This window comes from Streptomyces sp. NPDC047022, assembly GCF_040644155.1.
GTDB lineage: Bacteria > Actinomycetota > Actinomycetes > Streptomycetales > Streptomycetaceae > Streptomyces.
This window is the reverse complement of record NZ_JBEYVV010000005.1, coordinates 166,634-192,660: the sequence shown is the minus strand read 5'-3', so window position 1 is coordinate 192,660 and position 26,027 is coordinate 166,634. Positions and strand designations below refer to the sequence as shown.

Below are 26,027 nucleotides of genomic sequence, written 5' to 3'. Positions count from 1 at the left end.
TTTGTTAAGTGCCATGACGAAATAGTCCTCAGCGAGCAAGGAGTCGAGGCATGAACTACCAGCCCACCCCTGACGACAAGTTCACCTTCGGACTGTGGACCGTCGGCTGGCAGGGAAGGGACCCCTTCGGCGACGCAACCCGGCGCGCCCTGGACCCGGTGGAGACGGTGCGGCGCCTCGCCGAGCTCGGTGCCTGCGGTGTGACCTTCCACGACGACGACCTGATCCCGTTCGGGTCCACGGACAGTGAGCGTGAGGCCCACGTCAAGCGATTCCGGGGGGCCCTGGACGCGAACGGGATGACCGTGCCGATGGCCACCACCAACCTGTTCACGCACCCCGTCTTCAAGGACGGTGCTTTCACCGCCAACGACCGGGACGTCCGGCGCTACGCGCTGCGCAAGACCATCCGCAACATCGACCTGGCGGCGGAGCTGGGCGCGCGGACCTATGTGGCCTGGGGAGGCCGGGAGGGCGCCGAGTCCGGCGCGGCCAAGGACGTGCGTGTCGCCCTCGACCGAATGAAGGAGGCTTTCGACCTGCTGGGCGAGTACGTCACCTCCCAGGGCTACGACCTGCGCTTCGCGATCGAGCCCAAGCCGAACGAGCCGCGTGGCGACATCCTGCTGCCCACGGTCGGCCACGCCCTCGCGTTCATCGAGCGTCTGGAGCGCCCGGAGCTGTACGGCGTCAACCCCGAGGTGGGCCACGAGCAGATGGCCGGCCTGAACTTCCCGCACGGCATCGCCCAGGCGCTGTGGGCGGACAAGCTGTTCCACATCGACCTCAACGGCCAGTCCGGCATCAAGTACGACCAGGACCTGCGCTTCGGCGCGGGCGACCTGCGTGCCGCGTTCTGGCTGGTCGACCTCCTGGAAGGCGCCGGTTACAGCGGACCGCGCCACTTCGACTTCAAGCCGCCGCGGACCGAGGACCTCGACGGTGTGTGGGCCTCCGCGGCGGGCTGCATGCGCAACTACCTCATCCTGAAGGAGCGTTCCGCCGCCTTCCGCGCGGACCCCGAGGTCCAGGAGGCCCTGCGTGCCTCCCGTCTCGATGAACTCGCGCAGCCGACCGCCGAGGACGGGCTCGAGGCTCTGCTCGCCGACCGGGGTGCGTTCGAGGAGTTCGATGTCGAGGAGGCGGCGGCACGCGGGATGGCCTTCGAGCGCCTCGACCAGCTGGCCATGGACCATCTGCTCGGGGTCCGCGGCTGATTCCGGCACCGTCCGTGGCGGCCCGCATGCCGTCGCGGGGAATACTCCGGAATCGTGCGATCCATGATATGAGTCCGTATCAACTGCTGTGCGGGGGTCGCGTCGTGCGCGGTTCGGGGCGACTCTGGTCGGCATGGCCATTCCGCCGCAGCCGCCGGACGACATACCTCCCGCGAAGCAGAGCGGCGGCTTCGGTCCGCCGAACGGAGGGGACGCGCCCTTCGAGGGCTACGCTCCCGTCTCCTACGGCCAGGGAACGCCCTCCGGAGCCCAACCCCCCGCGGGCTACGGTCCACCGCCGGGCGGCGACGGCGTGCCGCCCGGAGCACCGCCGACGCCACGGGGGACGCCGGGACCGCGGCGCACCTCCCTCTATCTCGCGCTGGCGGTGATCGTGGTCCTCGGAATCGTCGCCGTGGTCCTTGTGCTGAACGCCAAGGGCGGATCCTCGGAGCGGAAGTCGCCCACCCCTTCCACGGGCATCCCTTCAGGGCTGCCCGGCGGACTGCCCTCGGGCTTGCCGACGGACCTCCCCTCGGGCTTGCCGACGAAGCTGCCTTCGTGGGTGCCCAGCGGGTTGCCCAGCGGCCTTCCGAGTGACGTCGAGTCGTTCTTCGGTACTTCCGCTTCGTCGCAGTAGCAAGATGCGGCCGGATCCGACGCCGGTGTCAGGAGCAGTCCCGGGGGTGGCCGAGGAACGCTCCTCAGGGTTGTATCAGGGGTGGGACCTGGAACCGTCCACGGTCGGCACCCGTTCCCAGAGCGGAGCGGTGCCGCCGGGGCCCGCGAGCGGCTGTGGCCGCGAAGGAGGCGTCACATGTCGAAGAACGCGAAGATCGCCGCGGGGGGAGTGCTGGTCGGGCTCATTCTGTTGATCTGGCTGCCGTGGTGGGCAGCCCTGCTGATCGTGCTGGGGGTCCCGGCGGCCGCGTATCTCGCCCTGGACCCCTCCCAGCGGCGCAGGATGCGTCGCGTCGCCCGCAAGGAACTCGGCCGCTGAGAGGCGGGCGCCCCGTACCGCCGGGGTCGCGAGGATCGCTGTGGGGTTGTATGGACCCCACAGCGCAAGCCCCGCGTCCCGCCTCAAGCCGGGCGCACCGCCATCTTGTCCAGTGCCTCCAGCAGGCCGGGCAGCTCCGTGCCCCGGCCCACGGGGACGACCTCGCCGGGCTCCTCGTCAAGAAGGACGAAGGCGATGTCGTCGGTCCTGGCCACCATGGACCAGCCGGGGCCGTCGGCGCGCAGAGTGCGAGCGTCCCCCGGCGCGAACGAGGAACGGACGCGGCCGAGCGGCGGAGGGGTGTCCACGTACGCGCGCGCCTCGGCGAGGACGCGTCGTACGCCGCCGCGGGCCTTGTGCGCGCCCTCGTCCGCGGCGGGCTGCGCCGCGTCCTCGGCCGGGGGTTCTTCTGCCGGGGCCATTTCGTCCGGGGCCTCGTCGTCTGCGGATGCGAAATCCGCGTCGTCGAGCTGACCGCGCCACCTGGCCCACTGGAGCGCGATCTCGTCGGCTCCGAGGCGGCGCTGCGCGGGACCCCAGACGGTCGTGTCCGGCGGACAGAGCGGCTCGCGGTCGACGACGTCCGGCGCCGGATCGTGGGGCTCGGGCACATTGGGTGCCGCGACGGCCACCGCCAGCGGCCAGCCCGGCAGTGCCGCGACGACCGTCCGCTCGTCCGGCGACAGTTCGTACTCCATGCCGCAATCCCAGGAGGCGATCGCCACGGCCACCAGCGACACGTCATCGACCACAACCGTCCAACGCGCACCGTCGGCGTCCTGGCCGAGCACGAGGCCGTACCCGTCCGCCACCGGCGGCAGATCGAGAGCCGCACATGCTTCCGGATAGTCGTCGCCCAGAACGCTCGGGAACTGCGCCGGCGTCAGCAAAACCGCCGTCAGTACGTACAGCGCCTCGTCCTCGGCGTCGACGGCGTCCTGGTCCGTCCCGGCCATGCAGTCCTCCACTTGCGATCGCCCGTCGGCGCACCCTAATGCGCCCGCAACCCGCTTGTCACGAGTGCGAATCGCACGAGGAGCTGCACTTCTCCGGCCGCACGGGATGAAACGGCCAGAGGGGTGCCCCAGTCCTTGCACACAGGTTCGGCCTGGCGCCGGGTGTGGCCCCTCAGCCGCTGTCACCACCGATCAGCCGCTGTCACCACCGAGTGAGTCCAGCGTCGCCACCAGCCAGGCCATCTCGGCCTGGCTGGTGGCTCGTGCGATGGTGAGGATCCCGCGCCGGAAGGGATCGGCCACCTCCTCCGCACGCAGCGGACGGTCCCCCTCGTAGAAGAAGCTCGCGGGTTCTTCCAGGAAGGCGAGTCGCTGCCGCAGGACTGCGGCCTGTGCGGATGGATCCTCGAGGTGACCGAGGAAGGCGAGCAGCGTGAACCAGCGATTCTCGTCGGTGATGTCGCGTCGGACCGGTTCCGCGAGCCTGCGGCGCAACTCGTTCCTGCCCTCGTCCGTGAGTGTCAGAACGTGACGCGGAGCCGCGACCGAGCCGGGCTGTGTCGTCCGAGCCAGCAGCCCGGCCGCTTCCAGCCGCTTGATCGCGGGATACAACGTGCTCTCAGCTACGGGACGCACGTGCCCTGTCAGTGCGGTGATGCGTTTCCGCAGCTCGTAGCCGTGCAGTGGGGCGTCGTACAGGAAACCGAGGATGGCGAGCTCGAGCATGCGCACAGTCTGCCGCACCTCCGTAATATATCGCTCTCGATATACCTCACATCCGATGTATGTTCGGAAGGCGGCCGGAACCCGGAAGCGGTAAACGGAAACCGACGTAGGCACGAAGGAGATGCCGATGAGGCACGCACAGTTCGATGGCGCGGGGAGCCTGATCCGCTGGACGGAGACGACGGGGGAGGAACCCGCGCGTGTGTACGTGCACGGGCTGGGGGCCGCTTCGACGCTCTACCAATGATCTTGGCCAGTGCCCCCGCCTTCAGGCGGGGGGTGTAGGCCATCTCAGCCCTGCTCTGACCTCGGCGAGATGCACGGATCTGCACTGCTGGAACCCAGGCAGTGTTCATACGGGACGCCGCTGGTTCTCGATGTACTGGCGTACAACGGTCAGCGGTGCCCCGCCGCAGGAGTCGGCGAAGTACGAGCGGGACCAGAAATGCCCGTGCATGATCGCCCGATTGACCTGAGCCGTGTACTCCTGCCTCAGCCGGCGGGAAGAGACGCCCTTGAGGGAGTTGACCAGCTTGGACAGGGCGACCTTCGGCGGGTAGTGCACCAAGAGGTGCACGTGATCCTTCTCGCCGTTGAACTCCTTCAGCTCCGACTCGAAGTCCTCGCAGACGGCCCGCATGACTTCCTCGCAGCGTTCCAGCATGGCCGGGGTGAAGACTCCGCGCCGGTACTTCGTGACAAACACCAAGTGGGCGTGAAGGTGAGAGACGACGTGGGCTGAGCCCCTGTTATCGGGGGAAACTTCCCAACGTGGTGACATACACCAATGCTAAGCTGTGACTGTTCCGGCCAACACGCAGGACAGGTAGGGAAGTTGAAGCAGCAACGCGGTCACAAGGCCCGGCTTTACCTCACCCCCGCCCAGCAGGTCGCGGCCGACGAGCAGGGCCACGCCGCCCGCACCATGTGGAACCTCATCCACTCCTGGTGGACGATGCTCCCCAAGGATCGCCGGAACCTTGCCGCCGCCGACGCGGCCATACGCCAGGGCCGCAAGGATCTGCCCTGGCTCGCCGAACTGCCGGCGCAGGCCTCCCAACAGGTCCTCAAGACGTATTTCCGTGCCTGGGTGAACTGCTGGGAAGGCCGTGCTGACGCCCCGAACTTCAAGAGTCGTTTCCGGTCCCGCATGGCCATCGACATCCCGCAGGGCCGCGACCTCCAGATCGTGCGCCTGAACCGGCGCTGGGGCCGCATGTGGGCACCGAAGATCGGATACGTCCTCTTCCGATGGACCAAGGATCTGCCCGTCGGCAAGAGGGCCGACAAGCTGAACAAGGTCACCGGCGGCCGCCTGGTCAAGGATGCCGACGGCTGGCATGTCGTCTTCCGCGTCCAACGGGAGATTCCCGAACCGCAGCCGCATACCGGCCCCGCCGTCGGCATCGACCGTGGCATCACCAAGCCCCTCGCTTTTTCCGACGGCACGTTCCGCGAACACGGACCGTGGCTCATCGAGGGCGAGACCAAGCGGCTGCGCCGCCTCGAACAGGCATCAGCCCGAAAGCGGCACGCCCGCAGAAAGAACGAGCCCGCCTCCAACCGGCTTCGCCGCACCTATGACCAGATCGCCCAGCTCCGCGCGAAAGCCAAGCGCAGGGCTGTCGACTGGCAGCACAGGACCACCGCCGAGGCCGCCGAGACTTTCTCACGCATCGGGGTGGAAGACCTGGCCATCACGAACATGGTCAAGTCCGCCAGGGGAACCGTGGAGAACCCCGGCACCCGCGTCCGGCAGAAAGCCGGACTGAACCGCGCCATCGCCACAGAAGCGTGGGGCCGTACCGTGACGCTGCTGGAGTACAAGGCCGCGCAGCGCGGCGGCCAGGTGGTGAAGGTCCCCGCCCCGAACACCTCACGCCGCTGTTCGGCCTGCGGCTTCATCACCCCCGGAAACCGAGAGACGCAAGCTCGCTTCGTCTGCAAGGCGGACAGCTGTGGGTACGCGGTGAACGCGGACACCAACGCCGCACGCAACATCGATCACGCCGCCGGATTGGCGGTGTCAGGACGCAGAGCCGGAGCCGATAGGCAGGCCGAGAAGCGTCAACCACCCACCAGGCCGCACGCGGCCTGACATGGGATTCCGCCCCGTTCACGGGGCGGAGGAGATCAACTCCAGGGCGAGTTGAGAACTCGACGACAGCCGTGGCTTGCAGGCTGCCGGGGTGCGTGTGGTGACCGTGCCGGGCGCGGGGCACAACGTCATGTTCGACAACCCCGATGCTCTCGTGGACGAGTTGGCGCGACGCGGGTGAGGCTCAGCTCTCGCGGACGGCCAGGGCGAGAAAACGGGCGTCCTCGTCGACGTACGACGTCATCCGCCAGCCGGCGCCGGCCAGCAGCGGGCCGAGGTTGGCCTCGTCCCGCAGATCGTCAGGGGTGATCTGTCGGCCCTGGCGGGCCGCGAGGGCCGCACGGCCGATCGGATGGAACAGCGCCAGCAGACCGCCGGGCCGTACCACGCGGGCCAACTCACGGAGATTCGCGGCCGGGTGGGGGAGATGCGCGATCAGGCCGCCCGCGAATACCGCGTCGAGGGATTGGGCGCGCAGGGGAAGCGCGGCCACGTCGGCGAGCAGCAAGACGCCGTCCCGGTGCCGCCCGGCCTCTACCGCGGCCTCCAGCATGGCCGGTGTCAGATCGGCCCCCAGCACCACTCCCGTGGGCCCTACGGCCGCGCGGAGCGGGGTGAGCGCCCGGCCCGTGCCGCAGCCCGCGTCGAGCACGCGATCACCCTCGCGCAGGCTCAGACGACCGACCGCGGAGGCGTACGCCGGGCCGTCGTCGGGGAAACGTGTGTCCCAGTCGGCCGCGCGTGCTCCGAAGAATTCCTGGACATGTGTGTGGTCGTGGCTCATGTATCGCATGATTCCGCACCCCCGCGGACCACGCCTCTCGGATTGTCGAAGGGCCGAAGGAGCCGTGTGCCCGGCATGCGGGGCCGCTGCACGCTGACCTCGCGTCGGATTGCGCATCCTTTTGGACACTGAACGAACGGGAGGTGGTCACATCGGTCAAATAATGATCCAACCACCCGAAGGGGGGCACTGGTTGTCATGATGTTGACTTCGTGCAGATGCACTGAAGCCGACCGCTGTGGACACTTCCAGGAGAAGGATCGATGGTCTCCGAGCACTCCGACGTCACCGAGGACGAAACGTCGGCGCTGGCGTTGAAGATTCTGGTCGCCGGCGGATTCGGCGTCGGCAAGACAACCCTGGTGGGCGCTGTCAGTGAGATCAGGCCCCTGCGCACCGAGGAACTGCTGAGCGATGCCGGCCGGCGGGTCGACGACACCGACGGCGTCGACCACAAGGTCACCACGACCGTAGGCATGGACTTCGGGCGTATCACCATCCGGGCCGGGCTCTCGCTCTATCTCTTCGGCACTCCCGGCCAGGACCGCTTCTGGTTCCTGTGGGACGAACTGTCCAGGGGCGCGCTCGGCGCGGTCGTCCTGGCGGACACCCGAAGGCTTGAGGACTGCTTCCCGGCGGTCGACTACTTCGAGCACCGGCACATTCCCTTCGTGGTGGCCGTCAACTGCTTCGCCGGTGCCCGTACCTACGGTGTCCACGACGTGTCCCATGCGCTCGACCTCGACCCGGGCACACCCGTGGTGCTCTGCGACGCTCGCGACCGCGACTCGGGCAAAGAGGTGCTGATTCGTCTGGTCGAGTACGCCGGGCGAATGCACACCGCCCGGCTGCTGGCCTCCGTGGGCTGATGCACCAGGCACGTGGTTCGGAGAGCCGGAGAAGCCGCTGATGCGGCGTAGGGCCGCCGGCAGACGCACTCGTGCAAGCAGGGTGCGGTGGAAGGGTTCGACTTTGGTGTCGGTCCGGAGCCGCCGGGCGGCACAACACGGCCGAGCCGTGCAATCTCACCGCTCGAGGGCAGCGGTGACGGTGGAGATGCCGCCGGGGGCGGGGGCGTTCGGGGTGGTGTCGTCGCTGCCCGTGCAGTTGGTGAGCGACACCGCGGTGTCGACGTTGTAGAGGCCGCCTGGCATCCGGGCAGGGCGAGAACACCCTGGGCTACGGCAGGAGTCGTGGGCACTCCGCACCCCATGCCCCGGTTCCGGGGAGGCGGCCCCGCTCGATCTTACCGATCGCTGACAGCAACCCCGTGGGACGTCCGTCGGGTCCTGTCCGCATCTAACGTGATCGGTAAATCCCCGTGTGCGACCCGTCGGTGCAGGCCGCGCCGAAGTCCGGTTCGACTGCACAACCCCGAATATCGCCCGAAAGGCAGGAAGATGACTGTTGAGGCGCCTCCGGTCTGCGCTTACCCGGACTGCACCAACCATGCCGTAGCGGCGACGCCTGACGCTCCGGCGCCCCGATACTGCGCTCATCCCGAGCACAACGCACTCGGCGCCTTCCGTAAATTGCGTGCCAAGAGGCAGCAGCGCAAGGAAGAGAAGCGCCTGGCGACCGAGACCAAGAAGGCGGCACTGGCAGAGGCCAAGGTCCAGCCCTCTGCCGATGTCACCACGCCGCCCCCGGTCGCCCAGGCGCCTGAGTTGGGCACTCCCGAAGCCGAGGAGGCGGCGGAAGCCGTACAGGATGAGGCCGGAGGCCGCGACGCGCTCATAGCACTCATGTCCCAACTGGCAAAAGACCTGCCCGCCTACATCGAAGAGCTGGCCGTCGTCACGGACTCCGCCGCCGCCGAGGCGCGCATCGAGACCGTGACCAAGGCCTCGGCTCAGCGGATCCTGGCCGCCGAGCAGCGCGCCGCGCTGGGGGAGGAGGCCGCGGAGATCGCGATCGCCGAGCTGGACGATGCCAAGCTGAGGTTCGAGGAAGAGACCAAGAAGATCCGTGAGGAAACCGCGCAGCAGGTGGCCGACGCGGAGTTCGGGCGTGCCGAACTCGAGCGCTACCGCGAGCGGACTGGCCGGCTCGAGGAGCGTCTCGACAAGGTACGCGAGGAGGCGGACATGGCGCGCAGGGAGCGCGGTGACCTCGCGCTGGAGCTCGAGCGCCACTGCGCGGCACACAACCGGTAGTCATCGGTTGCAGCCGCCCTCCAGGTGAGCGGTCCGGGTCGGGGAGCCACGGCAACCGACGACAACGCGGCTGGGGGTACCCCATGTTCGAAGGGCTTGGGGGAGCGGTGCCAGGGCCCGCGAGCCCGGTCCGATCCGAACGAGAGGCCCTAGGCGTCGCGGAACGGATCGTCGTCCTCGGCCACGGCGGCCAGGACGGCGATCTTCCGGTGGCCCGCGTCATGCCACGGGGTGGCCGTGGCCCGGTCCCAGTGCGCGGTCCATCCGGGCCAAAGGCCGCAGGTTTCCCAGTCGTCCCAGCCGTCCGTGCGGCAATGGCCGGCGGCCGGATGCTCGCAGGCGGACCGGGCGGCATCCAGGGCGTGCTCGGGAGCGTCGGACCGGCCGACGAAGGTGTGCCAGCCTTCCCTGCCCGCTGGATGTTCGATCGGGACGGTGACCTGCCAGTACGCACACGGGAAGCATCGCGCCTCGCCGGAAGACGTGCCCGGCATCCGTAGGCGCAACCGGGTGAGGAATGAATCGGTGCCGGTCATCGGGGGGCCTCCTCTCAAAGGCGGTGTCACCGGGGTGTCCCCTGGTTCTCTAAAACGATTCAATACCCGCAAAACCGCGGAGAAACCCATACGCTCACCGATCTTTGCGGCGCCCTGACGCCCGGCATCCCGGCGCGGCGGGCAAACCACAGCGACCCGCCCGCCAGGAAGCAGGTGATCGACGAAACCGCCCACCGGCTCGCCCGACGCGCCTGCGCGATGAATACTCGCCTGACGCGGCACTAATCGGCGACGGCCGAATACGCCAGCACCTTTCCGACCCGGACCCGGACGAGCAGTTCTCCGGGAACGCCGTTGCGGGTCCCGAACTCCTCGCCCCTTTCCTCACCCATGTACCGCGCCCCGATACGGGTTGCCCAGTACCTCACCTCGTCGAGGTCCTCCGACAGCTCCGCCCGTCCCTGCAGTACGACGAAGTCGAACGGGGGCCGGTCGTCGTCCACGCACAGGGCGACCCTGCCGTCCCTGGCCAGGTTCCTTCCCTTCACGGTTTCCTTCGCGGTGTTGAAGACCACGTCGTCCCCGTCCAGCAGGAACCAGATCGGTGCCACGTGCGGACTGCCGTCGGCGCGAACGGTGGAGAGCTTCCCGGTGCGGGTGCCGTGCGAGACGAAGGCCCGCCATTCCTCGTCGGTCATCTTCTGTGCCATGGCTCCATCCTGCTTGCCCGGAAGGCGGCTGTGGTGAAGGCTGGCGGATCGGAGCCTCCAGCCAGGGGGAGCGTCGACACGGGGAGAGAGGACCATGACCCAGAACACGGAGCTCAGCTGGCTACTGGACGATCTGGCCGGGCGTATGCAGCACATACGGCACGCGTTGGTGCTGTCCACCGACGGCCTGGTGACCAGTACGAGCACGGGGCTTCGGCGGGAGGACGCCGAACATCTTGCCGCGGTCTCGTCCGGGCTCCACAGCCTCGCCAAGGGTTCGGGCCGCCACTTCGGCGCGGGTCAGGTACGCCAGACCATGATCGAATTCGATGATGCGATCCTGTTCGTCACCGCGGCCGGATCGGGCAGCTGTCTGTGCGTGCTCAGCGCCGCCGAGGCGGACATCGGCCAGATCGCCTATGAGATGACGCTGCTCGTCAACCGCGTCGGTGAGCACCTGCGCGTGGAATCACGAGAGCGGGAGCACACGCCCATCGTGGACCAGTGAGAAGACCTCCATATCTCGCGCCGCAAGCGCACGGAATACGACGGAGGGCCCCTCTGACCTGGGGCGGAGAGGCCTGTGGAGGAGTTGTCCACAGGCGACGACGGGGCTTCGCGGATCCGGCTACGGTTTTTCCCAGGCGAGCGCACCCGGCGCTCGCAGCGGACTCCACGGGGGAGAACTGCCATGTCCGGACGCACGATCACATCCACGCACACGCACACGACCACGTCCACCGTCTCCGGCGCCTCCGGTCACGCTGCGGGACCCGTGTCGCGCCGACTCCCACTGGCCCTGGACCGTGCGGCGCGGGAACTGGACTTCAAGAAGGGCGAGTTCGAGCTGGCCGTGCACCTCGGTCATGTGCGCACCGTTCCCGCCGGTCCGGGAGGAGGCCGCCGGGTCAACCGCGCGGAGATCGACCGCGTGCGCGGCGAGGACGGGTTCCCCGAGACGCTCCGGCGGCGGGTCAAGGCGGTGGCCACGCGGGATGGAGCGGCCCTGATGGAGGTGACGCCGGCCAGGTTCACGCGCCTCGGGCGTCTGGGCCTGATCGTTCCCGTGACGTGGTACCTGAACCGCTACCGAGCCGTGGTCTGGCTGTATCTGGCCGAGGAGCTCAAGGAGTTCGCCGCGGAGGAGACGAATGCGCGCTCGCTCACCGGCAGGGCGCCGAAGGGTCTGCGCGACCAGTTGGAGGCGGGCCTGGATCTGAGGCCCCGCAACTGGCGCGGGCGCTACCTCGGGTTCCAGCTGCGACAGACGGAGGACCCCTGGGCGAGGGCCGCGGTGGTGGCGTCCCTGCTGGATCCGGCGAGGGTGGAAGACACCGTCCGTGACCCTGGCGAGCGCGCGGAGCTGCATCGCCTCCGGCCCCCCTCCTTGGTCAACGGGCCGCCCGACTCGCCCGCTGCGCGGATCGCCGCGAGGGTCACGACTGCCGGCGACCCGGACGAGATCGGATGGCTTGTGGCCGACCTGAGGCAGACGGTCGGTGAGGCCCGGCGGGACCGGCCGCTCGAAGGGCCTGTGCCCGTGCGGGACCTCCGGGCGCCGGGGAGCCCGATCACCCGCCATCGGGATCCCGCGCGGCAGGAATCCACGCCGCCGCGGGGCGTGCTCGGGTGGCTTCGTCGCAGAGGCGCGTGACCGGCGCGGTGGGCGGCACGGCGACCTCGGCGCGCCCGCCGTCACCGCTCGATTCTGCGGAAGAGACCCTCCTGCACGACCGTGACGAGAAGGCGTCCCTGGAGATCGTAGATACGGCCGCGGGCGAGACCGCGGCCACCCACGGCGATCGGTGACTCCTGGTCGTAGAGCAGCCACTCGTCCGCTCGGAACGGCCGGTGGAACCACATGGCGTGGTCCAGCGACGCCATGTCGAAGCCTCGTGGCCCATACAGCGGTTCGACTGGGATGCGTACCGCGTCCAGGAGTGTCATGTCGCTCGCGTACGTCAGCGCGCACGTGTGTACGAGGGGGTCGTCGCCCAGTGGGCCGACGGCCCGCATCCAGACCGCGCTGCGCGGTTCGCTGTCCTTGATGTCCTCGGTGTTCCAGCGCAGCCGGTCGACGTAGCGGATGTCGAAGGGCTGTCGCCGGGCCATCCGCTCCAGCGCCTCGGGCAGAGCACCGAGATGCTCCCCCACCTCCTGCGCAACCGTCGGCAGCGACTCAGGGTCCGGCACCTCACGGACCGGCGGCAGCTGGTGTTCGAAACCCCCCTCTTCAGGCCTGTGGAAGGAGGCGGTCAGATTGAAGATCGTCCGGCCCCGCTGTACCGCTGTGACCCGCCGGGTGGTGAACGACCTTCCGTCACGGACCCGTTCGACCTGGTACACGATGGGCACGCCCGGAATGCCGGGGTACAGGAAGTACGCGTGCAGCGAGTGCACAGGCCGTTCCCCGTCCGTCGTGCGGCCGGCGGCCACGAGCGCCTGGCCGGCCACCTGGCCCCCGAAGACCCGCTGCAAGGACTCCTGCGGGCTGCGACCACGGAAGATGTTGACCTCGATCTGCTCCAGGTCGAGCAGGTCGACGAGCCTCTCGGCTGGGTTCGTCATGGGAAGGAGTCTCCTGTGCTCACAACTGGCCGACGGCGGTGACTCGGACGACAGCGCGGCCCTCCGAGTCGGAGGCCGCGAGGTCGATCTCGGCACTGATGCCCCAGTCGTGATCACCGTTCGGGTCGGCGAACGTCTGCCGAACGCGCCACAGCGCGTTCTCCGGCTCTTCCTCGATCATCAGCAGCTTCGGGCCGCGGGCGTCGGGACCGGTGCCGAGTTCGTCGTACTCGTCCCAGTACTTGTCCATGGCCGCACCCCAGGCCTCGGCATCCCAGCCTGCCTCGGCATCCATCTCGCCGAGCTCCTCGACGTGGTCGAGGGCGGCGAGCTCCACGCGGCGGAACATGGCGTTGCGCACCAGGACGCGGAAGGCACGCGCGTTCGCGGTGACGGGCTTGACCTCGTCCGCCTTCTCCTGGGCCTGCTCGGCCGTCAGCTCCTCCGGGTTGGCCAGTTGCTCCCACTCGTCCAGCAGACTGGAGTCGACCTGGCGCACCATCTCACCGAGCCAGGCGATCAGGTCCTCCAGGTCGTCCGACTTCAGGTCGTCCGGGACCGTGTGATCGAGGGCCTTGTAGGCGCTTGCCAGGTAGCGCAGCACGATCCCCTCGGTGCGGGCGAGCTCGTAGAACGAGACGAACTCCGTGAAGGACAGCGCCCGTTCGTACATGTCCCGGATCACCGACTTCGGCGACAGCGGATGGTCGCCGACCCATGGGTGGCTCTTGCGGTAGGTGTTGTACGCGTGGAAGAGCAGCTCCTCCAGCGGCTTGGGGTAGGTCACGTCCTGGAGCCGCTCCATGCGCTCCTCGTACTCGACGCCGTCGGCCTTCATCGCCGCCACGGCTTCGCCGCGCGCCTTGTTCTGCTGGGCGGCCAGGATCTGCCTCGGGTCGTCCAGTGTCGACTCGACGACCGACACCATGTCCAGCGCGTAGGAAGGAGACTCCGGGTCAAGGAGCTCGAAGGCCGCCAGCGCGAACGTGGACAGCGGCTGGTTGAGCGCGAAGTCGTGCTGGAGATCGACCGTGAGGCGCACGATGCGGCCGGTGGTGTCCGGCTCGTCGAGTTTCTCGACGATGCCGCCGTCCAGCAGCGAGCGGTAGATCGCGATCGCGCGCCGGATGTGCCGCAGCTGCTGTTTGCGCGGCTCGTGGTTGTCCTCCAGCAGATGGCGCATCGCCTCGAAGGCGTTGCCCGGGCGGGCGATCACCGACAGCAGCATCGTGTGGGTGACCCGGAAGCGGGAGGTGAGCGGCTCCGGCTCCGAGGCGATCAGCCTCTCGAAGGTGTTCTCCGTCCAGCCGACGAAGCCCTCCGGCGCCTTCTTGCGCACCACCTTCCGGCGCTTCTTCGGGTCGTCACCGGCCTTGGCCAGCGCCTTCTCGTTCTCGATGACGTGCTCGGGCGCCTGCGCCACGACAAGGCCCGCCGTGTCGAAGCCGGCGCGTCCGGCGCGCCCCGCGATCTGGTGGAACTCGCGGGCGCGCAAGGTGCGCACCCGGCTCCCGTCGTACTTGGTCAGGGCCGTGAACAGCACGGTGCGGATGGGGACGTTGACGCCGACGCCCAGTGTGTCCGTGCCGCAGATGACCTTCAGCAGACCGGCCTGGGCCAGCTTCTCCACCAGGCGCCGGTACTTGGGCAGCATTCCCGCGTGATGCACGCCGATGCCGTGCCGTACGTAGCGGGACAGGTTGCGGCCGAACTTGGTGGTGAAACGGAAGTTGCCGATCAGAGCGGCGATCTCGTCCTTCTCCTCACGGGAGCACATGTTGATGCTCATCAGCGCCTGGGCGCGCTCCACGGCCTGCGCCTGGGTGAAGTGCACGATGTAGACGGGGGCCTGCCGGCTCTCCAGCAGGTCGGTGAGCGTCTCCGTGAGCGGAGTCAGCCGGTACTCGTAGGAGAGGGGCACCGGACGGGTCGCGGAGCGGACCACCGACGTCGGGCGCCCGGTGCGGCGCGTCAGGTCCTTCTCGAACATCGAGACATCGCCGAGCGTCGCCGACATCAGGATGAACTGTGCCTGCGGCAGCTCCAGAATCGGGATCTGCCAGGCCCAGCCGCGGTCACCCTCCGCATAGAAGTGGAACTCGTCCATGACGACCTGGCCGACATCGGCCCTGCTGCCGTCACGCAGTGCGATGGACGCCAGAACCTCGGCCGTGCAGCAGATCACCGGTGCATCCGCGTTGACGGACGCGTCGCCCGTGAGCATGCCGACGTTCTCGGTCCCGAAGAGCTTGCAGAGCTCGAAGAACTTCTCCGAGACCAGCGCCTTGATCGGCGCGGTGTAGAAGGTGACCTCGTCCCGGGCGAGCGCCGCGAAGTGCGCCCCCGCGGCGATCATGCTCTTGCCGGAGCCCGTAGGGGTCGAAACGATCACGTTCGCCCCCGAGACGGCCTCGATCAGCGCCTCCTCCTGATGGGGATAGAGGGTGAGCCCGCGCTCCCCGGCCCACGACTCGAAGGCTTCGTAGAGGGCGTCGGGGTCTGCGGTCCGCGGGAGCTGATCGATGAGGGTCACGCCCCCATCTTGCCTGCCCCGGTACCGGATGCGGGAATCGGATGCCGACCCGATGATCACGAACGCTACGCTGTGTCGCCGGCAAGACGTCCGCGCACACGACAACTGAGCAGCGCGACAAGAAGAATGGGGCGGGAAGCGGCCATGATGGGACCAGCACACTCACTGTCGGGGGCCGCGGCCTGGCTCGGGGTGGGAGCGGCCGCCGCTGCGGCGGGCCACCCGATGCCCTGGCCGGTCCTTCTTGTCGGTGCACTGATCTGCGCGGGCGCCGCTCTGGCCCCGGATCTGGACCACAAGGCCGCCACCATCTCGAGGGCCTTCGGACCCCTCTCCCACTGGGTGTGCGAGATCGTCGACAAGCTGTCGTACGCCGCCTACAAATCGACCCGGAAGCAGGGCGACCCGCGCCGCTCCGGCGGACACCGCACACTCACGCACACCTGGCTGTGGGCGGTCCTGATCGGCGCGGGCACCTCCGCCCTGGCCATCACGGGCGGCCGGTGGGCGGTGCTGGCGATCCTCTTCGTCCACATGGTGCTGGCGATCGAGGGGCTGCTGTGGCGGGCCGCGCGCGGTTCGAGCAGCGATGTATTGGTGTGGCTGCTGGCCGCGACGAGCGCGTGGATTCTCGCGGGCGTGCTCGACAAGCCGGGCAACGGTTCGGACTGGCTGTTCGCGGCGCCAGGCCAGCAGTACCTGTGGCTCGGCCTGCCGATCGTCCTGGGCGCGCTGGTGCACGACATCGGTGACGCGCTGACGGTCTCCGGCTGCCCGATCCTGTGGCCGATACCGCTGGGCCGCAAGCGCTGGTACCCGGTGGGCCCGCCGAAGGTGATGCGGTTCCGCGCGGGCAGCTGGGTGGAGGTGAAGGTGCTCATGCCGGTGTTCATGCTGCTGGGAGGAGTGGGCTGCGCGGCGGCGCTCAACGTCATATGAGCGCGTCCTGGGCGGCGCGGTCGGCGTGGCGCCGGCTTCTCGTGGGGTCGCTGACCTGCCGCACGACGGCCCTGGCTCAGCGTGGTGGACGGGCGGTATCAGCCCGTCAGCCGGACAGGCTGTCCTCGTCGACGATGTGGACGGCTGCCTCCTCGGCCGAGGCCGCCGCTCCGTCGATGCCGACATCGGTGGCGATCAGCCCGTTCTCCTCGTCCTCGTGAGCCCCCTCGTTCGGGGCCACGAGTCGGCCGGAGCGGGCGTCGCCCACCTCGTTGTCCAGGGGTTCCCCGTCACCGTCGAGCCAGTCGCCGATCTCGTCGCCGTTCGGCATCGCGATGTCCGGGTTCTCCTCGGCGAGGCGCTCGTCCAGGGTCTCGCCGCGGTGGCCCTCGGCCGCGGTCACTCCCACATGCTCCACCGCCCAGGGGCGCTCCGGTGGTGACCACCCGCGATCGAGCGGGTCGCCGACCCCGTCGGCAAGGAGGGTGTCCTCGGCGTCGAGCAGCCCCGCGTCGTCCTGCACCTCGGATCCGTCGGGCTGGTAGACGTCGTCTCCCCAACCGTCGGTGCTGTCCACGGGAACACCTCCATATGGTGGGCCGGAACCGGGCGCCGCCACACACGACGGCGGACACGGGAGTCCATCGGCGCAGGCCGCTGTCTTCCAGCGGACGGCTGCGGCATGTCCCCCACGCCGGTGCCACTTCCAGACTTCCACCCCGCGATGGCACCGCGCAACGGCAGCCATCGAGGCGGCGACGGTGAATCCCTGCGCGGGCGGGGACGGGGCCGACCGGTGACTGCCATGCTCCGCTCCCTGGACGCACCGAGCCGTCGGTCGATGTCAGCCGTGCCAGGACCGCCACAGCGCCGCGTACGCCCCGTCCGCGGCGACCAGCTGGTCATGGCTGCCCAGCTCACTGATCCGGCCGTTCTCGACAACGGCGATGACGTCGGCGTCGTGCGCGGTGTGCAACCGGTGCGCGATCGCCACAACCGTGCGCCCCTCCAGGACGCGGGCCAGGGAGCGCTCCAGATGGCGGGCCGCACGGGGGTCGAGGAGGGAGGTCGCCTCGTCCAGGACCAGCGTGTGCGGGTCGGCCAGCACCAGCCGGGCCAGGGCGATCTGCTGCGCCTGGGCGGGAGTGAGCGCGAGGCCGCCGGAACCGACCTCCGTGTCCAGGCCCTCGTCCAGGGCGCGCGCCCAGCCGTCCGCGTCGACAGCGGACAGTGCGGCCCACAACCGGGTGTCGACGGCGTCCGTGAGAGCCTCGCTGCTCCGACGGAGACGGGTATGAGGTACAGCCAGGAGCAGATTGTCCCGAAGGGATCCCACGAAGACATGGTGCTCCTGGTTGACCAGGGCCACATGTGAGCGCACGTGCTCGGTGGGCATCCGCGACAGGTCGGCGCCACCCAGGGTGACCCGGCCGTCGCGGGGAGCGTAGATCCCGGCGAGCAGCCTGCCCAGCGTGGACTTCCCGGCGCCGGAGGGCCCGACCAGAGCGAGCCGGGTGCCGGGCGCCACGGCCAGTGAGACCCGGTGAAGTACGTCGACCCCGGCGCGGTAGCCGAAGCGCACCTCGGCGGCCTCGACGTCACGCCCGTCGGGTGTCAGCGAGGCCTCGCCCGCGTCGGGTTCGATATCGCGGACGCCGACCAGCCGGGCGAGCGACACCTGCGCGACCTGGAGCTCGTCGTACCAGCGCAGGATCAGGCCCACGGGGTCGACGAGCATCTGAGCGATGAGCGCGCCCGTCGTGAGCTGGCCGACGCCGATCCAGCCGTGCAGGACGAAGCTCCCTCCGATGATGAGCACCGACGCCAGGATGGTGAGGTGCGTGACGTTGATGACGGGGAAGAGCACCGAGCGCAGCCACAGCGTGTAGCGCTCCCAGGCCGTCCATTCCTTGATCCGGCGGTCGGACAGGGCGATGCACCGCTCGCCGAGGCGGTGCGCCTCGATGGTGCGTCCGGCGTCCACGGTCTCGGCGAGGACCGCGGCGACGGCGGCGTATCCGGCGGCCTCGGAGCGGTATGCCGAGGGAGCCCGCCTGAAGTACCAACGGCAGCCGATCACCAGCAGCGGCACCGCGAGGAGCACGACGCCGGCGAGCGGCGGGGCCGTGACGGTCAGCCCGCCGAGCAGGAGCAGTACCCACACCACGCCGATCGCCAGCTGCGGTACGGCCTCCCGCATCGCGTTGGCGAGGCGGTCGATGTCGGTGGTGATCCGGGAGAGCAGGTCGCCGGTCCCGGCCCGCTCCAGGACGCCGGGCGGCAGTCCCACGGACCGTACGAGGAAGTCCTCTCGCAGATCGGCGAGCATGCGCTCGCCGATCACGGCGCCCTTCAGCCGCACAAGCCGCACGAACACCGCCTGCACGGCCAGGGCGCACACGAACAGCGTGGCCGTGCGTGCCAGGTGCGGTGCCCGACCGCTGGCCGTGAGGTGTTCAACCACCGAGCCCAGCAGGTAGGGGCCGGCCATCGAGGCGACGACTGCGACCGTGTTCACCGCGATGAGCACCAGGAAGGACCGGCGGTGACGGCGGAACAGTTCGGTCACATAGGACCTTACGGTCGAGGGCGCCCCGACGGGCAGCGTGTTCGCCGTCGTCGGGGCCGCCGGGTCGTACGCCGGTGGCGCCACGCCGATCATGCCGTCTCCTCGATCTCTTCCAGTTCGGCCAGCATGTCGTCCGCCGTTACGCCCTCGGCGGTTCCGTCGCCTCGCGCGGCGGCCTCGTCGTCGGTCTCGCGGGTCACCACGGCGCGGTATCGGGGCTCGGTGTGCACCAGCTCGCGGTGGAGGCCCACCGCCGCCACCGATCCCTCGTGCACCAGCACGACACGATCCGCGTGGTCCAGCAGCAGCGGCGACGAGGTGAACACCACCGTCGTGCGACCTGTCCGCAGAGTCCCGAGGCCCTTGGCGATGCGCGCCTCGGTGTGCGAGTCGACCGCGGAGGTCGGCTCGTCCAGAACCAGCACCTGGGGGTCCGTGATCAGCGATCGCGCCAGCGCGAGCCGCTGGCGCTGTCCACCGGACAGAGACCGGCCGCGCTCGCTGATCCGGGCCCCCATGGGATCCCCGCCGGCCGGCGACGCCTGGGCGAGCGCGTCCAGGACGTCTTCGCACTGTGCGGCGGCGAGCGCCTCCTGGACGCCGACGTGGCCCGAGCGGGGCACGTCGAGCAGTTCGCGCAGGTTGCCGGACAGCAGCACCGGGTCCTTGTCCTGGACCAGGACGACGGCTCGCGCCGAGTCCAGCGGCAGTTCGTCCAGCGGAACCCCGCCCAGGAGCACAGGTGTGCCGGCCACGGCGGGATGGCCGCCCAGCCGTTCGGCGAGGGCGCCCGCCGTGTCAGGATCGCCGCAGACCACGGCGGTCAACTGCCCTGCGGGAGCCAGCAGCCCGGTCCGCGGGTCGTACAGGTCGCCGGCCGGCTCACCGGCTGTGCGGGACCCCTCGGAGTCGGTGGCCCGCTCGAGCGACAGCACCCGGGCCGCTCGCCGCGCGGACGGCCGGGAGAAGGAGTACGCCATGGCGATCTCCTGGAAGTGCTGCAGAGGGTAGGTGAGCAGCATGACCGAGCTGTACACGGTCACGAGTTCGCCGACCGCGATCCGGCCGTCCTGGGCGAGCTGCACACCCCGCCAGACGACCGCGATCATCAGCAGGCCGGGCAGCAGCACCTGGAGCGCCGAGATCAGCGACCACATGCGGGCACTGCGCACCGCCGCGGTGCGGACCTCCTGCGAGGCCCTGCGGTAGCGGTCCAGGAACAGTTCCTCACCGCCGATGCCCCTGAGCACCCTGAGACCCGCGACGGTGTCCGAGGCCAGTTCGGTGGCACGGCCCGCCTTCTCCCGCTGGACGTCGGCGCGCCGGGTGGCACGAGGGAGCAGCGGCAGCACGGCCAGAGCCAGCACCGGTACCCCGACCGCGACGACCACACCGAGCGCGGGCTGGTACACGACCAGCGCGACGCAGACCGCCACCACGGTGAGCGCCGCCGCGCTGAAACGCGAGACCGCCTCCACGAACCAGCCGATCTTCTCCACATCGCCGGTGGACACCGCGACGACCTCGCCGGCCGCGACCCGCCGGGTCAGTGCAGAGCCCAGCAGGGCGGTTCTGCGGGCGAGGAGTTGCTGGACCCGAGCCGCGGCGGTGATCCAGTTGGTGACGGCGGTTCGGTGCAGCATGGTGTCGCCCAGCGCGATGCCCGCCCCGCAGAGCAGGAGGAGTCCGCCCGTCCGGACGAGCAGCAGGCCCGAGCGTTCGACGACGGCCTGGAGGGCCGAGCCGACACAGAACGGCAGCCCGCAGACGGACATGAAGTGCAGCAGTCCCCAGGCGAGTGACCTGAGCTGACCACCGAGCTGGTTACGGCCGAGCCACCACAGGAATCGGAGACCCGAGCGCGTGTCCGGCGCACCGGGGTCGCGGTACGGAAGGTCTTGAATCTTCATGACGTCCCAGTGCTCGTGTCCGTTGACGGACGGGGCGCGGCGCGAGGTCGGGCCGGAGCGGTGCTCATACGCGTCCGCGAACGCCTCAGCAATCCGTGACAGCGTGGCGTCGGAGCGTGGTGGGACGCAAACGGTTTTCGGGCCCGCGCGGTGGCAGGGCCGTGGCGGCGATGCGCGCGTCCTCGTCAGCAGCGATGGTGGCGCTCGATCGCGGCGGGTGGATCGCCGCCCTCGACCAGAGTGTCGAGCAGAGTGCCGAGTGCCTGGCGCTGCTCTTCGGCCAGCGGAGCCAGGATCTCCTCCGCGGCCGCCCGGCGTGCTCCGCGCAGGGTGCGCAGCGCCGCACGGCCCTCGTCCGTGATCTCGATCCGGATCACGCGCCGGTTGCTGGGATCGGGGGCCCGGCGCACCATGCCGCTCGCCTCGAGACCGTCGACCAGTGTGGTCACCGCCCGCGGCACCACCTCGAGGCGCTCGGCGAGATCCGCCATGCGGGGCGGGGAGCCGAAGTGCGCGAGCGTGCGCAACAGTCTGGACTGGGCCGGTGTGATGCCAAGGTCGGACCGCTCCAGATGGCGCTTCTGAATGCGGTGCACGCGGCGAGTGAACCGCAGCAACTGCTCGGCGAGAAGGCCATCGGGATCGGGGGTGTTCATGCGGGAACAATATCAGGACGTAGTTCATTGTGAGTATAGGTAACAATGAGCTAGGATCCGTATCCATCGCTATCGTTCCCCTTGGAGCGCTCAGCGCTCAGCACTCAGCACTCAGCGCTCCGTCGCCCCGAATCGCCCGACAGTCGTCGGCGGCGCCGGAGACCGCCAACCGCACCCTCATCACCGTAGGAGCCCATGCATCCCGACCAAGCAGCCTGGACCCCACCCCCGTCACTCGCCGACATGGATGAACAGCCACGGCAGGTTCGCCGCATCCTGAAGCTGTTCAAGCCGTACCGCGGCCGCCTTGCGACCGTCGGCCTCCTGGTCGGCGCCGCCTCGCTGGTATCCGTCGCCACACCGTTCCTGCTCAAGGAAACGCTGGACGTGGCGATCCCGCAGGGGCGCACAGGCCTGCTGAGCCTGCTGGCGCTCGGCATGATCCTGAGCGCCGTGGTCACCAGCGTCTTCGGTGTGCTGCAGACCCTGATCTCCACCACGGTCGGCCAGCGCGTCATGCACGACCTGCGCACGGCCGTCTACGGGCGGCTGCAACGCATGTCGCTCGCCTTCTTCACCCGCACCCGCACCGGGGAGGTCCAGTCCCGCATCGCCAACGACATCGGCGGCATGCAGGCGACGGTCACCTCGACCGCCACCTCTCTGGTCTCCAACCTCACCAGCGTGGTCGCCACGATCGTGGCGATGGTCGCTCTCGACTGGCGGCTCACGGTCGTCTCACTGCTTCTCCTCCCGCTGTTCGTGTGGATCAGCCGCCGTGTCGGCAACGAGCGCAAGAAGATCGCCACCCAGCGGCAGAAGCAGATGGCCGCCATGGCCGCCACGGTCACCGAGTCGCTCTCGGTCAGCGGCATTCTGCTCGGCCGCACCATGGGCCGCGCCGATTCGCTCACGGCCTCCTTCGAGAGCGAGTCCGAGCGTCTCGTCGACCTCGAGGTGAGGTCGAACATGGCCGGGCGCTGGCGCATGGCCGTCATCACCATCGTCATGGCGGCCATGCCCGCCGTCATCTACTGGACCGCGGGCATGACGCTGCGGCTCGGCGGTCCCGCCATCTCCCTCGGTACGCTCGTCGCCTTCGTCTCGCTCCAGCAGGGACTGTTCCGGCCGACCGTCAGCCTGCTGTCCACGGGTGTCCAGATCCAGACCTCGCTCGCGCTCTTCCAGCGCATCTTCGAGTACCTCGACCTGCCCATAGACATCACCGAACCCGCCGACCCCGTCCATCTCGACCAGGTGAAGGGCGAGATCCGTTTCGAGGACGTCGAGTTCCACTACGACGACAAGAGCGGCCCGATACTCAAGAGCATCGACGTGAGCGTTCCGGCGGGTGGCAGCCTCGCGGTCGTCGGGCCCACCGGTTCGGGGAAGTCCACGCTCAGCTATCTGGTGCCGAGGCTGTACGACGTGACGGGCGGGAGGGTCACGCTCGACGGAGTCGACGTGCGCGACCTGGACTTCGACACGCTCGCCCGCGCGGTCGGAGTGGTCTCCCAGGAGACGTATCTGTTCCATGCCTCGGTCGCCGAGAACCTGCGCTTCGCCAAGCCGGACGCCACCGACGAGGAACTGTACGCGGCGGCGCGGGCGGCCCAGATCCACGAGCACATCGCCGCACTGCCCGACGGGTACGACACGGTCGTCGGCGAGCGGGGCCACCGGTTCTCCGGCGGCGAGAAGCAGCGGCTGGCCATCGCGCGCACCATCCTGCGGGACCCGCCGGTGCTCATCCTCGACGAAGCGACCAGCGCGCTCGACACGCGTACCGAGCACGCCGTCCAGGAGGCCATCGACGCCCTGTCGGCCAACCGCACCACGCTCACCATCGCCCACCGGCTGTCCACCATCCGGGGAGCGGACCAGATCGTCGTCCTCGACTCCGGTCGCGCGGTCGAACGGGGTACGCACGAGGAGTTGTTGGAACTGGACGGCCGGTACGCCGCACTGGTGCGGCGAGACGCCCGACTGGAGACAACAAGATGACGATATGCCGGGTTTGCGGCGATATGCGGGTTACCGTGCCCGCATGCAGACGAACACTCCGCCACAGACGCAGATCCGGCTGACACGCCGGGGCCGGACCGCTCTGATCGCGATCGGAGCCACCGTGGCGGTCACCGCCGTGGCCGTGCCGCTGCTGATCCTGGAGCACGAGGAGGAGGCCCGCGTCTCCCTCGTCATCCCTGAGGGCTGGCGCGCCAGCCGGATCTACCGGGCTGTCGACAAGGCGCTCCGGCTGCCGCCCGGTTCCACGCGGAAGTCCCTGGCCAAGGCTCACCTCGATCTGCCGAAGGCCGCGCACGGCAACCCCGAGGGCTATCTCTTCCCGGCCACGTATCCGATCCATGAGCAGGAGACTCCGCAGTCCTTGCTGAAGTACATGGTGGACACCGCGAAGAAGAGGTTCAGCCACGGCACCATCACCGCGGGCTCCCAGTACAACCCGATGAGCGCCTACCAGACCCTCACGATGGCGAGCATCGTGCAGTCGGAGGCCGCGACCAAAGAAGACATGGGCAAGGTCGCCCGTGTCATCGTCAACCGCATGAGGCGCGGCATGCCGTTGCAGATGGACTCCACCCTCAACTACGCCATGGACCGTTTCACGCTCGACACCACCATGGGCGATACGCGGATCGACAGTCCTTACAACACGTACAGGCGCGTGGGGCTGCCCCCGACGCCCATCGCCAACCCCGGTACGGACGCGCTGCGCGCGGTGCTCAGCCCGACGCCGGGCGACTGGCTGTACTTCGTCACGGTCAAGCCGGGCGACACCCGGTTCTCGGCCACGTACGACGAGCACCTGCGCAACGTCGAGGAGTTCAACCGGCTGCGCGCGAGCGCTTCGCCGTCGCACTGAGCGCCGTATGCCGCGTCCCGGCCCGACAAGGGCGGCGTCCCGGCCGGATCGAGACTTCGGCCGGTGCAGTCGGCGCCCCGCGGGTCATGCGACGTTCTCTCCCGCCGGTTCGGAGGACAACAGCCGCCTGATGTCCCGCACCGCGGCGCGTCCCGCGCGGTTGGCTCCGATCGTGCTGGCCGACGGGCCGTACCCGACCAGATGAATACGCGGATCGGAGACCACCCGGGTGCCCTCGACCTGGATGCCGCCGCCCGGTCCGCGCAGCCGCAGCGGGGCCAGGTGGTCGATGCCGGCCCGGAAACCGGTCGCCCACAGAATCACATCGGCGTCCACGTGCCGGCCGTCGTCCCAGTCCGCCCCGTCCGGCACGATCCGGTCGAACATCGGCTGCCGGTCCAGGACACCGTCCGCGATGGCCCGGCGGACCGCGTCGTTCAGCGGCAGCCCCGTGACCGAGACCACGCTCCTCGGTGGCAGTCCCTGCCTCACCCGTTCCTCCACCAGCGCCACCGCGGCACGTCCCACGTCCTCGGTGAACGGGCCCTCGCGGAACACCGGTGGGCGCCGCGTCACCCATGTGGTCGCGGCGGCGAAAGGCGCGATCTCCATCAGATGCTGCGTCCCGGACGCTCCGCCGCCCACGACGACGACCCGCTGCCCGGCGAATCCCTCCGGCCCCGGGTACTGGGCGGTGTGCAGTTGCCGCCCCCGGAAGGACTCCTGGCCGGGGTAGCGGGGCCAGAAGGGCCGGTCCCAGGTGCCCGTCGCGTTGACCAGCGCCCGCGTCGACCACGTCCCGGCCGAGGTCTCCACGAGCAGCCGTCCGTCCGTGCCCTCACGCACGGCCCGTACGTCGACCGGCCGCCGTACCCGGAGGTCGAACGTGCGCTCATAGCTGTCGAAGTACTCGCTGATGACCTCGGACGACGGCCGCGACGGATCGGCGTCCTTCAGCTCCATCCCGGGCAGCGCGTGCATTCCGTGCACCCTGCCGTACGTCAGCGAGGGCCAGCGGAACTGCCAGGCACCGCCGGGTCCGGGGGAGTGGTCGAGGACCACGAAGTCGTGGTCCGGTACGAACCCGGTGCGCCGCAGGTGATAGGCGCTGGACAGTCCGGCCTGGCCGGCGCCGATGAGGACCACGTCGATTTCTTGCACCCCGGTGTAGTTCACGATTCCACCAACCTGGCCGGGGGCGTAGATCTTCCCGCGGGACCGGCACACCCCCCCGCGACGGCACGTCACGGCATGGCATTGCCGGGCAGCACGGTCGGCAGGCCCGTATCAGGGGCGAGGATGGAGACATGTCCGATGCATTCAGCACACGCGTCCTGAACGTCGTCTCCGGCACCGCGGAGACCGTCGTCGACCTCACCCGGGAATGTGAGGCGTTCCTCCGGGAGGCGGCGGGAGACCGCGACGGCCTCCTCAATGTCTTCGTGCCGCACGCGACGGCCGGCGTCGCCGTCATCGAGACGGGTGCCGGCAGCGACCACGACCTCCTCGCCGCGCTGCACACGCTGCTGCCCGCCGACGACCGCTGGCAGCACCGCCACGGCAGCCCGGGCCACGGCCGCGACCATGTACTGCCCGCCCTCGTCCCGCCGCACGCGACCCTCCCGGTCATCGGCGGTCGACTCGAACTGGGAACCTGGCAGTCGGTGTGCCTGGTGGACACGAACATGGACAACCCGGACCGCCAGGTGCGGCTGAGCTTCCTTGGCTGATGCGTGTGACGGGACTGTAGCGTCAAATTCCGGCCGCGCCGAATCGCCCTCGTCCTGTGCGTAATCAGTTCCTGAGCATCGAGTTCGGGGGGCA

At 69.4% G+C, this 26,027-nt stretch carries 26 protein-coding genes and 2 pseudogenes; 14 read left to right on the top strand and 14 right to left on the bottom strand.

From position 1 onward, the window contains the following. Positions 1–50: 50 nt before the first annotated feature. The 3 genes from xylA to ABZ845_RS08950 all read left to right on the top strand — a co-directional run bounded on the left by xylA (position 51) and on the right by ABZ845_RS08950 (position 2,217). Positions 51–1,217 (top strand): xylose isomerase, encoded by a 1,167-nt coding sequence (xylA, locus tag ABZ845_RS08960; RefSeq protein ID WP_360974991.1) that lies wholly within the window; start codon positions 51–53, stop codon positions 1,215–1,217. 133 nt (positions 1,218–1,350) lie between these two features. Then, the gene (locus ABZ845_RS08955) at positions 1,351–1,857 is read left to right on the top strand and encodes a hypothetical protein (protein WP_360974988.1); all 507 of its coding nucleotides are present in this window, start codon (positions 1,351–1,353) and stop codon (positions 1,855–1,857) included. A gap of 177 nt (positions 1,858–2,034) precedes the next feature. Continuing rightward, a complete protein-coding gene (locus ABZ845_RS08950) occupies positions 2,035–2,217 on the top strand; it encodes a hypothetical protein (protein WP_360974985.1) in 183 nt (60 codons plus the stop codon). An 83-nt stretch (positions 2,218–2,300) separates the two neighbouring features. Here ABZ845_RS08950 and ABZ845_RS08945 read toward each other — a convergent pair whose 3' ends face one another. After that, positions 2,301–3,173 carry a hypothetical protein gene (locus tag ABZ845_RS08945; protein WP_360974982.1) on the bottom strand — a complete coding sequence of 291 codons (873 nt, stop codon included), beginning with the start codon at positions 3,171–3,173 and terminating at the stop codon, positions 2,301–2,303. 192 nt (positions 3,174–3,365) lie between these two features. Then, positions 3,366–3,899: a PadR family transcriptional regulator gene (locus ABZ845_RS08940; protein WP_360974979.1), complete on the bottom strand. Its 534-nt coding sequence runs from the start codon at positions 3,897–3,899 to the stop codon at positions 3,366–3,368. Between the two features lie 127 nt (positions 3,900–4,026). Between ABZ845_RS08940 and ABZ845_RS08935 the strand changes: the two are divergent. Continuing rightward, positions 4,027–4,140 (top strand): annotated as a pseudogene (locus tag ABZ845_RS08935) (alpha/beta hydrolase); the annotation flags it as partial. Between the two features lie 111 nt (positions 4,141–4,251). On the opposite strand, the gene tnpA reads toward ABZ845_RS08935, so the two are convergent. Continuing rightward, positions 4,252–4,680, bottom strand: a complete 429-nt coding sequence (gene tnpA / locus ABZ845_RS08930; RefSeq protein ID WP_360974976.1) for an IS200/IS605 family transposase — start codon at positions 4,678–4,680, stop codon at positions 4,252–4,254. A 54-nt stretch (positions 4,681–4,734) separates the two neighbouring features. On the opposite strand from tnpA, the gene ABZ845_RS08925 reads away from it, so the two are divergent. Further along, on the top strand, positions 4,735–5,997 hold the full coding sequence (locus ABZ845_RS08925; protein WP_360974973.1) for a transposase: 1,263 nt from the start codon (positions 4,735–4,737) through the stop codon (positions 5,995–5,997). A 70-nt stretch (positions 5,998–6,067) separates the two neighbouring features. After that, positions 6,068–6,178: pseudogene (locus tag ABZ845_RS08920) on the top strand (alpha/beta hydrolase); the annotation flags it as partial. Between the two features lie 3 nt (positions 6,179–6,181). Here the strand turns inward: ABZ845_RS08920 and ABZ845_RS08915 are convergent. Continuing rightward, positions 6,182–6,781 (bottom strand): class I SAM-dependent methyltransferase, encoded by a 600-nt coding sequence (locus ABZ845_RS08915; protein WP_360974970.1) that lies wholly within the window; start codon positions 6,779–6,781, stop codon positions 6,182–6,184. A 263-nt stretch (positions 6,782–7,044) separates the two neighbouring features. Here ABZ845_RS08915 and ABZ845_RS08910 point away from each other — a divergent pair, with 263 nt between their 5' ends. Next, a complete protein-coding gene (locus ABZ845_RS08910; protein WP_360974967.1) occupies positions 7,045–7,650 on the top strand; it encodes an ATP/GTP-binding protein in 606 nt (201 codons plus the stop codon). Positions 7,651–7,806: 156 nt separating this feature from the next. On the opposite strand, the gene ABZ845_RS08905 is transcribed toward ABZ845_RS08910, so the two are convergent. Continuing rightward, the gene (locus ABZ845_RS08905; protein ID WP_360974964.1) at positions 7,807–7,935 is read right to left on the bottom strand and encodes a hypothetical protein; all 129 of its coding nucleotides are present in this window, start codon (positions 7,933–7,935) and stop codon (positions 7,807–7,809) included. Positions 7,936–8,313: 378 nt separating this feature from the next. Here ABZ845_RS08905 and ABZ845_RS08900 point away from each other — a divergent pair, with 378 nt between their 5' ends. Further along, complete coding sequence (locus tag ABZ845_RS08900) at positions 8,314–8,937, top strand: hypothetical protein (RefSeq protein WP_360974961.1); 624 nt, start codon at positions 8,314–8,316, stop codon at positions 8,935–8,937. Positions 8,938–9,086: 149 nt separating this feature from the next. Here the strand turns inward: ABZ845_RS08900 and ABZ845_RS08895 are convergent, their stop codons facing one another. Then, entirely contained in the window at positions 9,087–9,473 is a 387-nt protein-coding gene (locus ABZ845_RS08895; protein ID WP_360974958.1) for a hypothetical protein, read from the bottom strand. Between the two features lie 242 nt (positions 9,474–9,715). Continuing rightward, complete coding sequence (locus tag ABZ845_RS08890; protein ID WP_360974955.1) at positions 9,716–10,144, bottom strand: PPOX class F420-dependent oxidoreductase; 429 nt, start codon at positions 10,142–10,144, stop codon at positions 9,716–9,718. A gap of 94 nt (positions 10,145–10,238) precedes the next feature. On the opposite strand from ABZ845_RS08890, the gene ABZ845_RS08885 reads away from it, so the two are divergent. Then, positions 10,239–10,652 carry a roadblock/LC7 domain-containing protein gene (locus ABZ845_RS08885; RefSeq protein WP_360974952.1) on the top strand — a complete coding sequence of 138 codons (414 nt, stop codon included), beginning with the start codon at positions 10,239–10,241 and terminating at the stop codon, positions 10,650–10,652. Positions 10,653–10,835: 183 nt separating this feature from the next. Then, positions 10,836–11,798 carry a DUF6397 family protein gene (locus tag ABZ845_RS08880; protein WP_360974949.1) on the top strand — a complete coding sequence of 321 codons (963 nt, stop codon included), beginning with the start codon at positions 10,836–10,838 and terminating at the stop codon, positions 11,796–11,798. 41 nt (positions 11,799–11,839) lie between these two features. Here ABZ845_RS08880 and ABZ845_RS08875 read toward each other — a convergent pair whose 3' ends face one another. Both ABZ845_RS08875 and ABZ845_RS08870 read right to left on the bottom strand, forming a co-directional pair. After that, positions 11,840–12,712: an acyl-CoA thioesterase II gene (locus tag ABZ845_RS08875; protein WP_360974946.1), complete on the bottom strand. Its 873-nt coding sequence runs from the start codon at positions 12,710–12,712 to the stop codon at positions 11,840–11,842. Between the two features lie 19 nt (positions 12,713–12,731). Beyond that, on the bottom strand, positions 12,732–15,245 hold the full coding sequence (locus ABZ845_RS08870; protein ID WP_360974943.1) for a DUF3516 domain-containing protein: 2,514 nt from the start codon (positions 15,243–15,245) through the stop codon (positions 12,732–12,734). A 144-nt stretch (positions 15,246–15,389) separates the two neighbouring features. On the opposite strand from ABZ845_RS08870, the gene ABZ845_RS08865 reads away from it, so the two are divergent. Continuing rightward, entirely contained in the window at positions 15,390–16,184 is a 795-nt protein-coding gene (locus tag ABZ845_RS08865) for a metal-dependent hydrolase (protein ID WP_360974940.1), read from the top strand. A 106-nt stretch (positions 16,185–16,290) separates the two neighbouring features. Here ABZ845_RS08865 and ABZ845_RS08860 read toward each other — a convergent pair whose 3' ends face one another. The 4 genes from ABZ845_RS08860 to ABZ845_RS08845 form a co-directional block, all read right to left on the bottom strand. After that, positions 16,291–16,761, bottom strand: a complete 471-nt coding sequence (locus tag ABZ845_RS08860) for a DUF5709 domain-containing protein (protein ID WP_360974937.1) — start codon at positions 16,759–16,761, stop codon at positions 16,291–16,293. Between the two features lie 267 nt (positions 16,762–17,028). Then, positions 17,029–18,846 carry an ABC transporter ATP-binding protein gene (locus ABZ845_RS08855; RefSeq protein ID WP_360974934.1) on the bottom strand — a complete coding sequence of 606 codons (1,818 nt, stop codon included), beginning with the start codon at positions 18,844–18,846 and terminating at the stop codon, positions 17,029–17,031. After that, positions 18,843–20,663 carry an ABC transporter ATP-binding protein gene (locus ABZ845_RS08850; RefSeq protein ID WP_360974931.1) on the bottom strand — a complete coding sequence of 607 codons (1,821 nt, stop codon included), beginning with the start codon at positions 20,661–20,663 and terminating at the stop codon, positions 18,843–18,845. The genes ABZ845_RS08855 and ABZ845_RS08850 overlap by 4 nt, the downstream gene beginning before the upstream one ends. A 185-nt stretch (positions 20,664–20,848) precedes the next feature. Next, positions 20,849–21,319 carry a MarR family transcriptional regulator gene (locus tag ABZ845_RS08845; protein ID WP_360974928.1) on the bottom strand — a complete coding sequence of 157 codons (471 nt, stop codon included), beginning with the start codon at positions 21,317–21,319 and terminating at the stop codon, positions 20,849–20,851. A 195-nt stretch (positions 21,320–21,514) separates the two neighbouring features. Here ABZ845_RS08845 and ABZ845_RS08840 point away from each other — a divergent pair, with 195 nt between their 5' ends. Together ABZ845_RS08840 and mltG are read left to right on the top strand one after the other, a co-directional pair. Then, entirely contained in the window at positions 21,515–23,323 is a 1,809-nt protein-coding gene (locus tag ABZ845_RS08840) for an ABC transporter ATP-binding protein (RefSeq protein ID WP_360974925.1), read from the top strand. 43 nt (positions 23,324–23,366) lie between these two features. Beyond that, positions 23,367–24,203: an endolytic transglycosylase MltG gene (gene mltG, locus ABZ845_RS08835; protein WP_360974922.1), complete on the top strand. Its 837-nt coding sequence runs from the start codon at positions 23,367–23,369 to the stop codon at positions 24,201–24,203. Between the two features lie 84 nt (positions 24,204–24,287). Here mltG and ABZ845_RS08830 read toward each other — a convergent pair whose 3' ends face one another. After that, positions 24,288–25,379 (bottom strand): NAD(P)-binding domain-containing protein, encoded by a 1,092-nt coding sequence (locus tag ABZ845_RS08830; RefSeq protein WP_360974919.1) that lies wholly within the window; start codon positions 25,377–25,379, stop codon positions 24,288–24,290. A 131-nt stretch (positions 25,380–25,510) separates the two neighbouring features. Between ABZ845_RS08830 and ABZ845_RS08825 the strand changes: the two genes are divergently transcribed. Next, positions 25,511–25,933 carry a secondary thiamine-phosphate synthase enzyme YjbQ gene (locus ABZ845_RS08825; protein ID WP_360974916.1) on the top strand — a complete coding sequence of 141 codons (423 nt, stop codon included), beginning with the start codon at positions 25,511–25,513 and terminating at the stop codon, positions 25,931–25,933. Positions 25,934–26,027 lie beyond the last annotated feature (94 nt).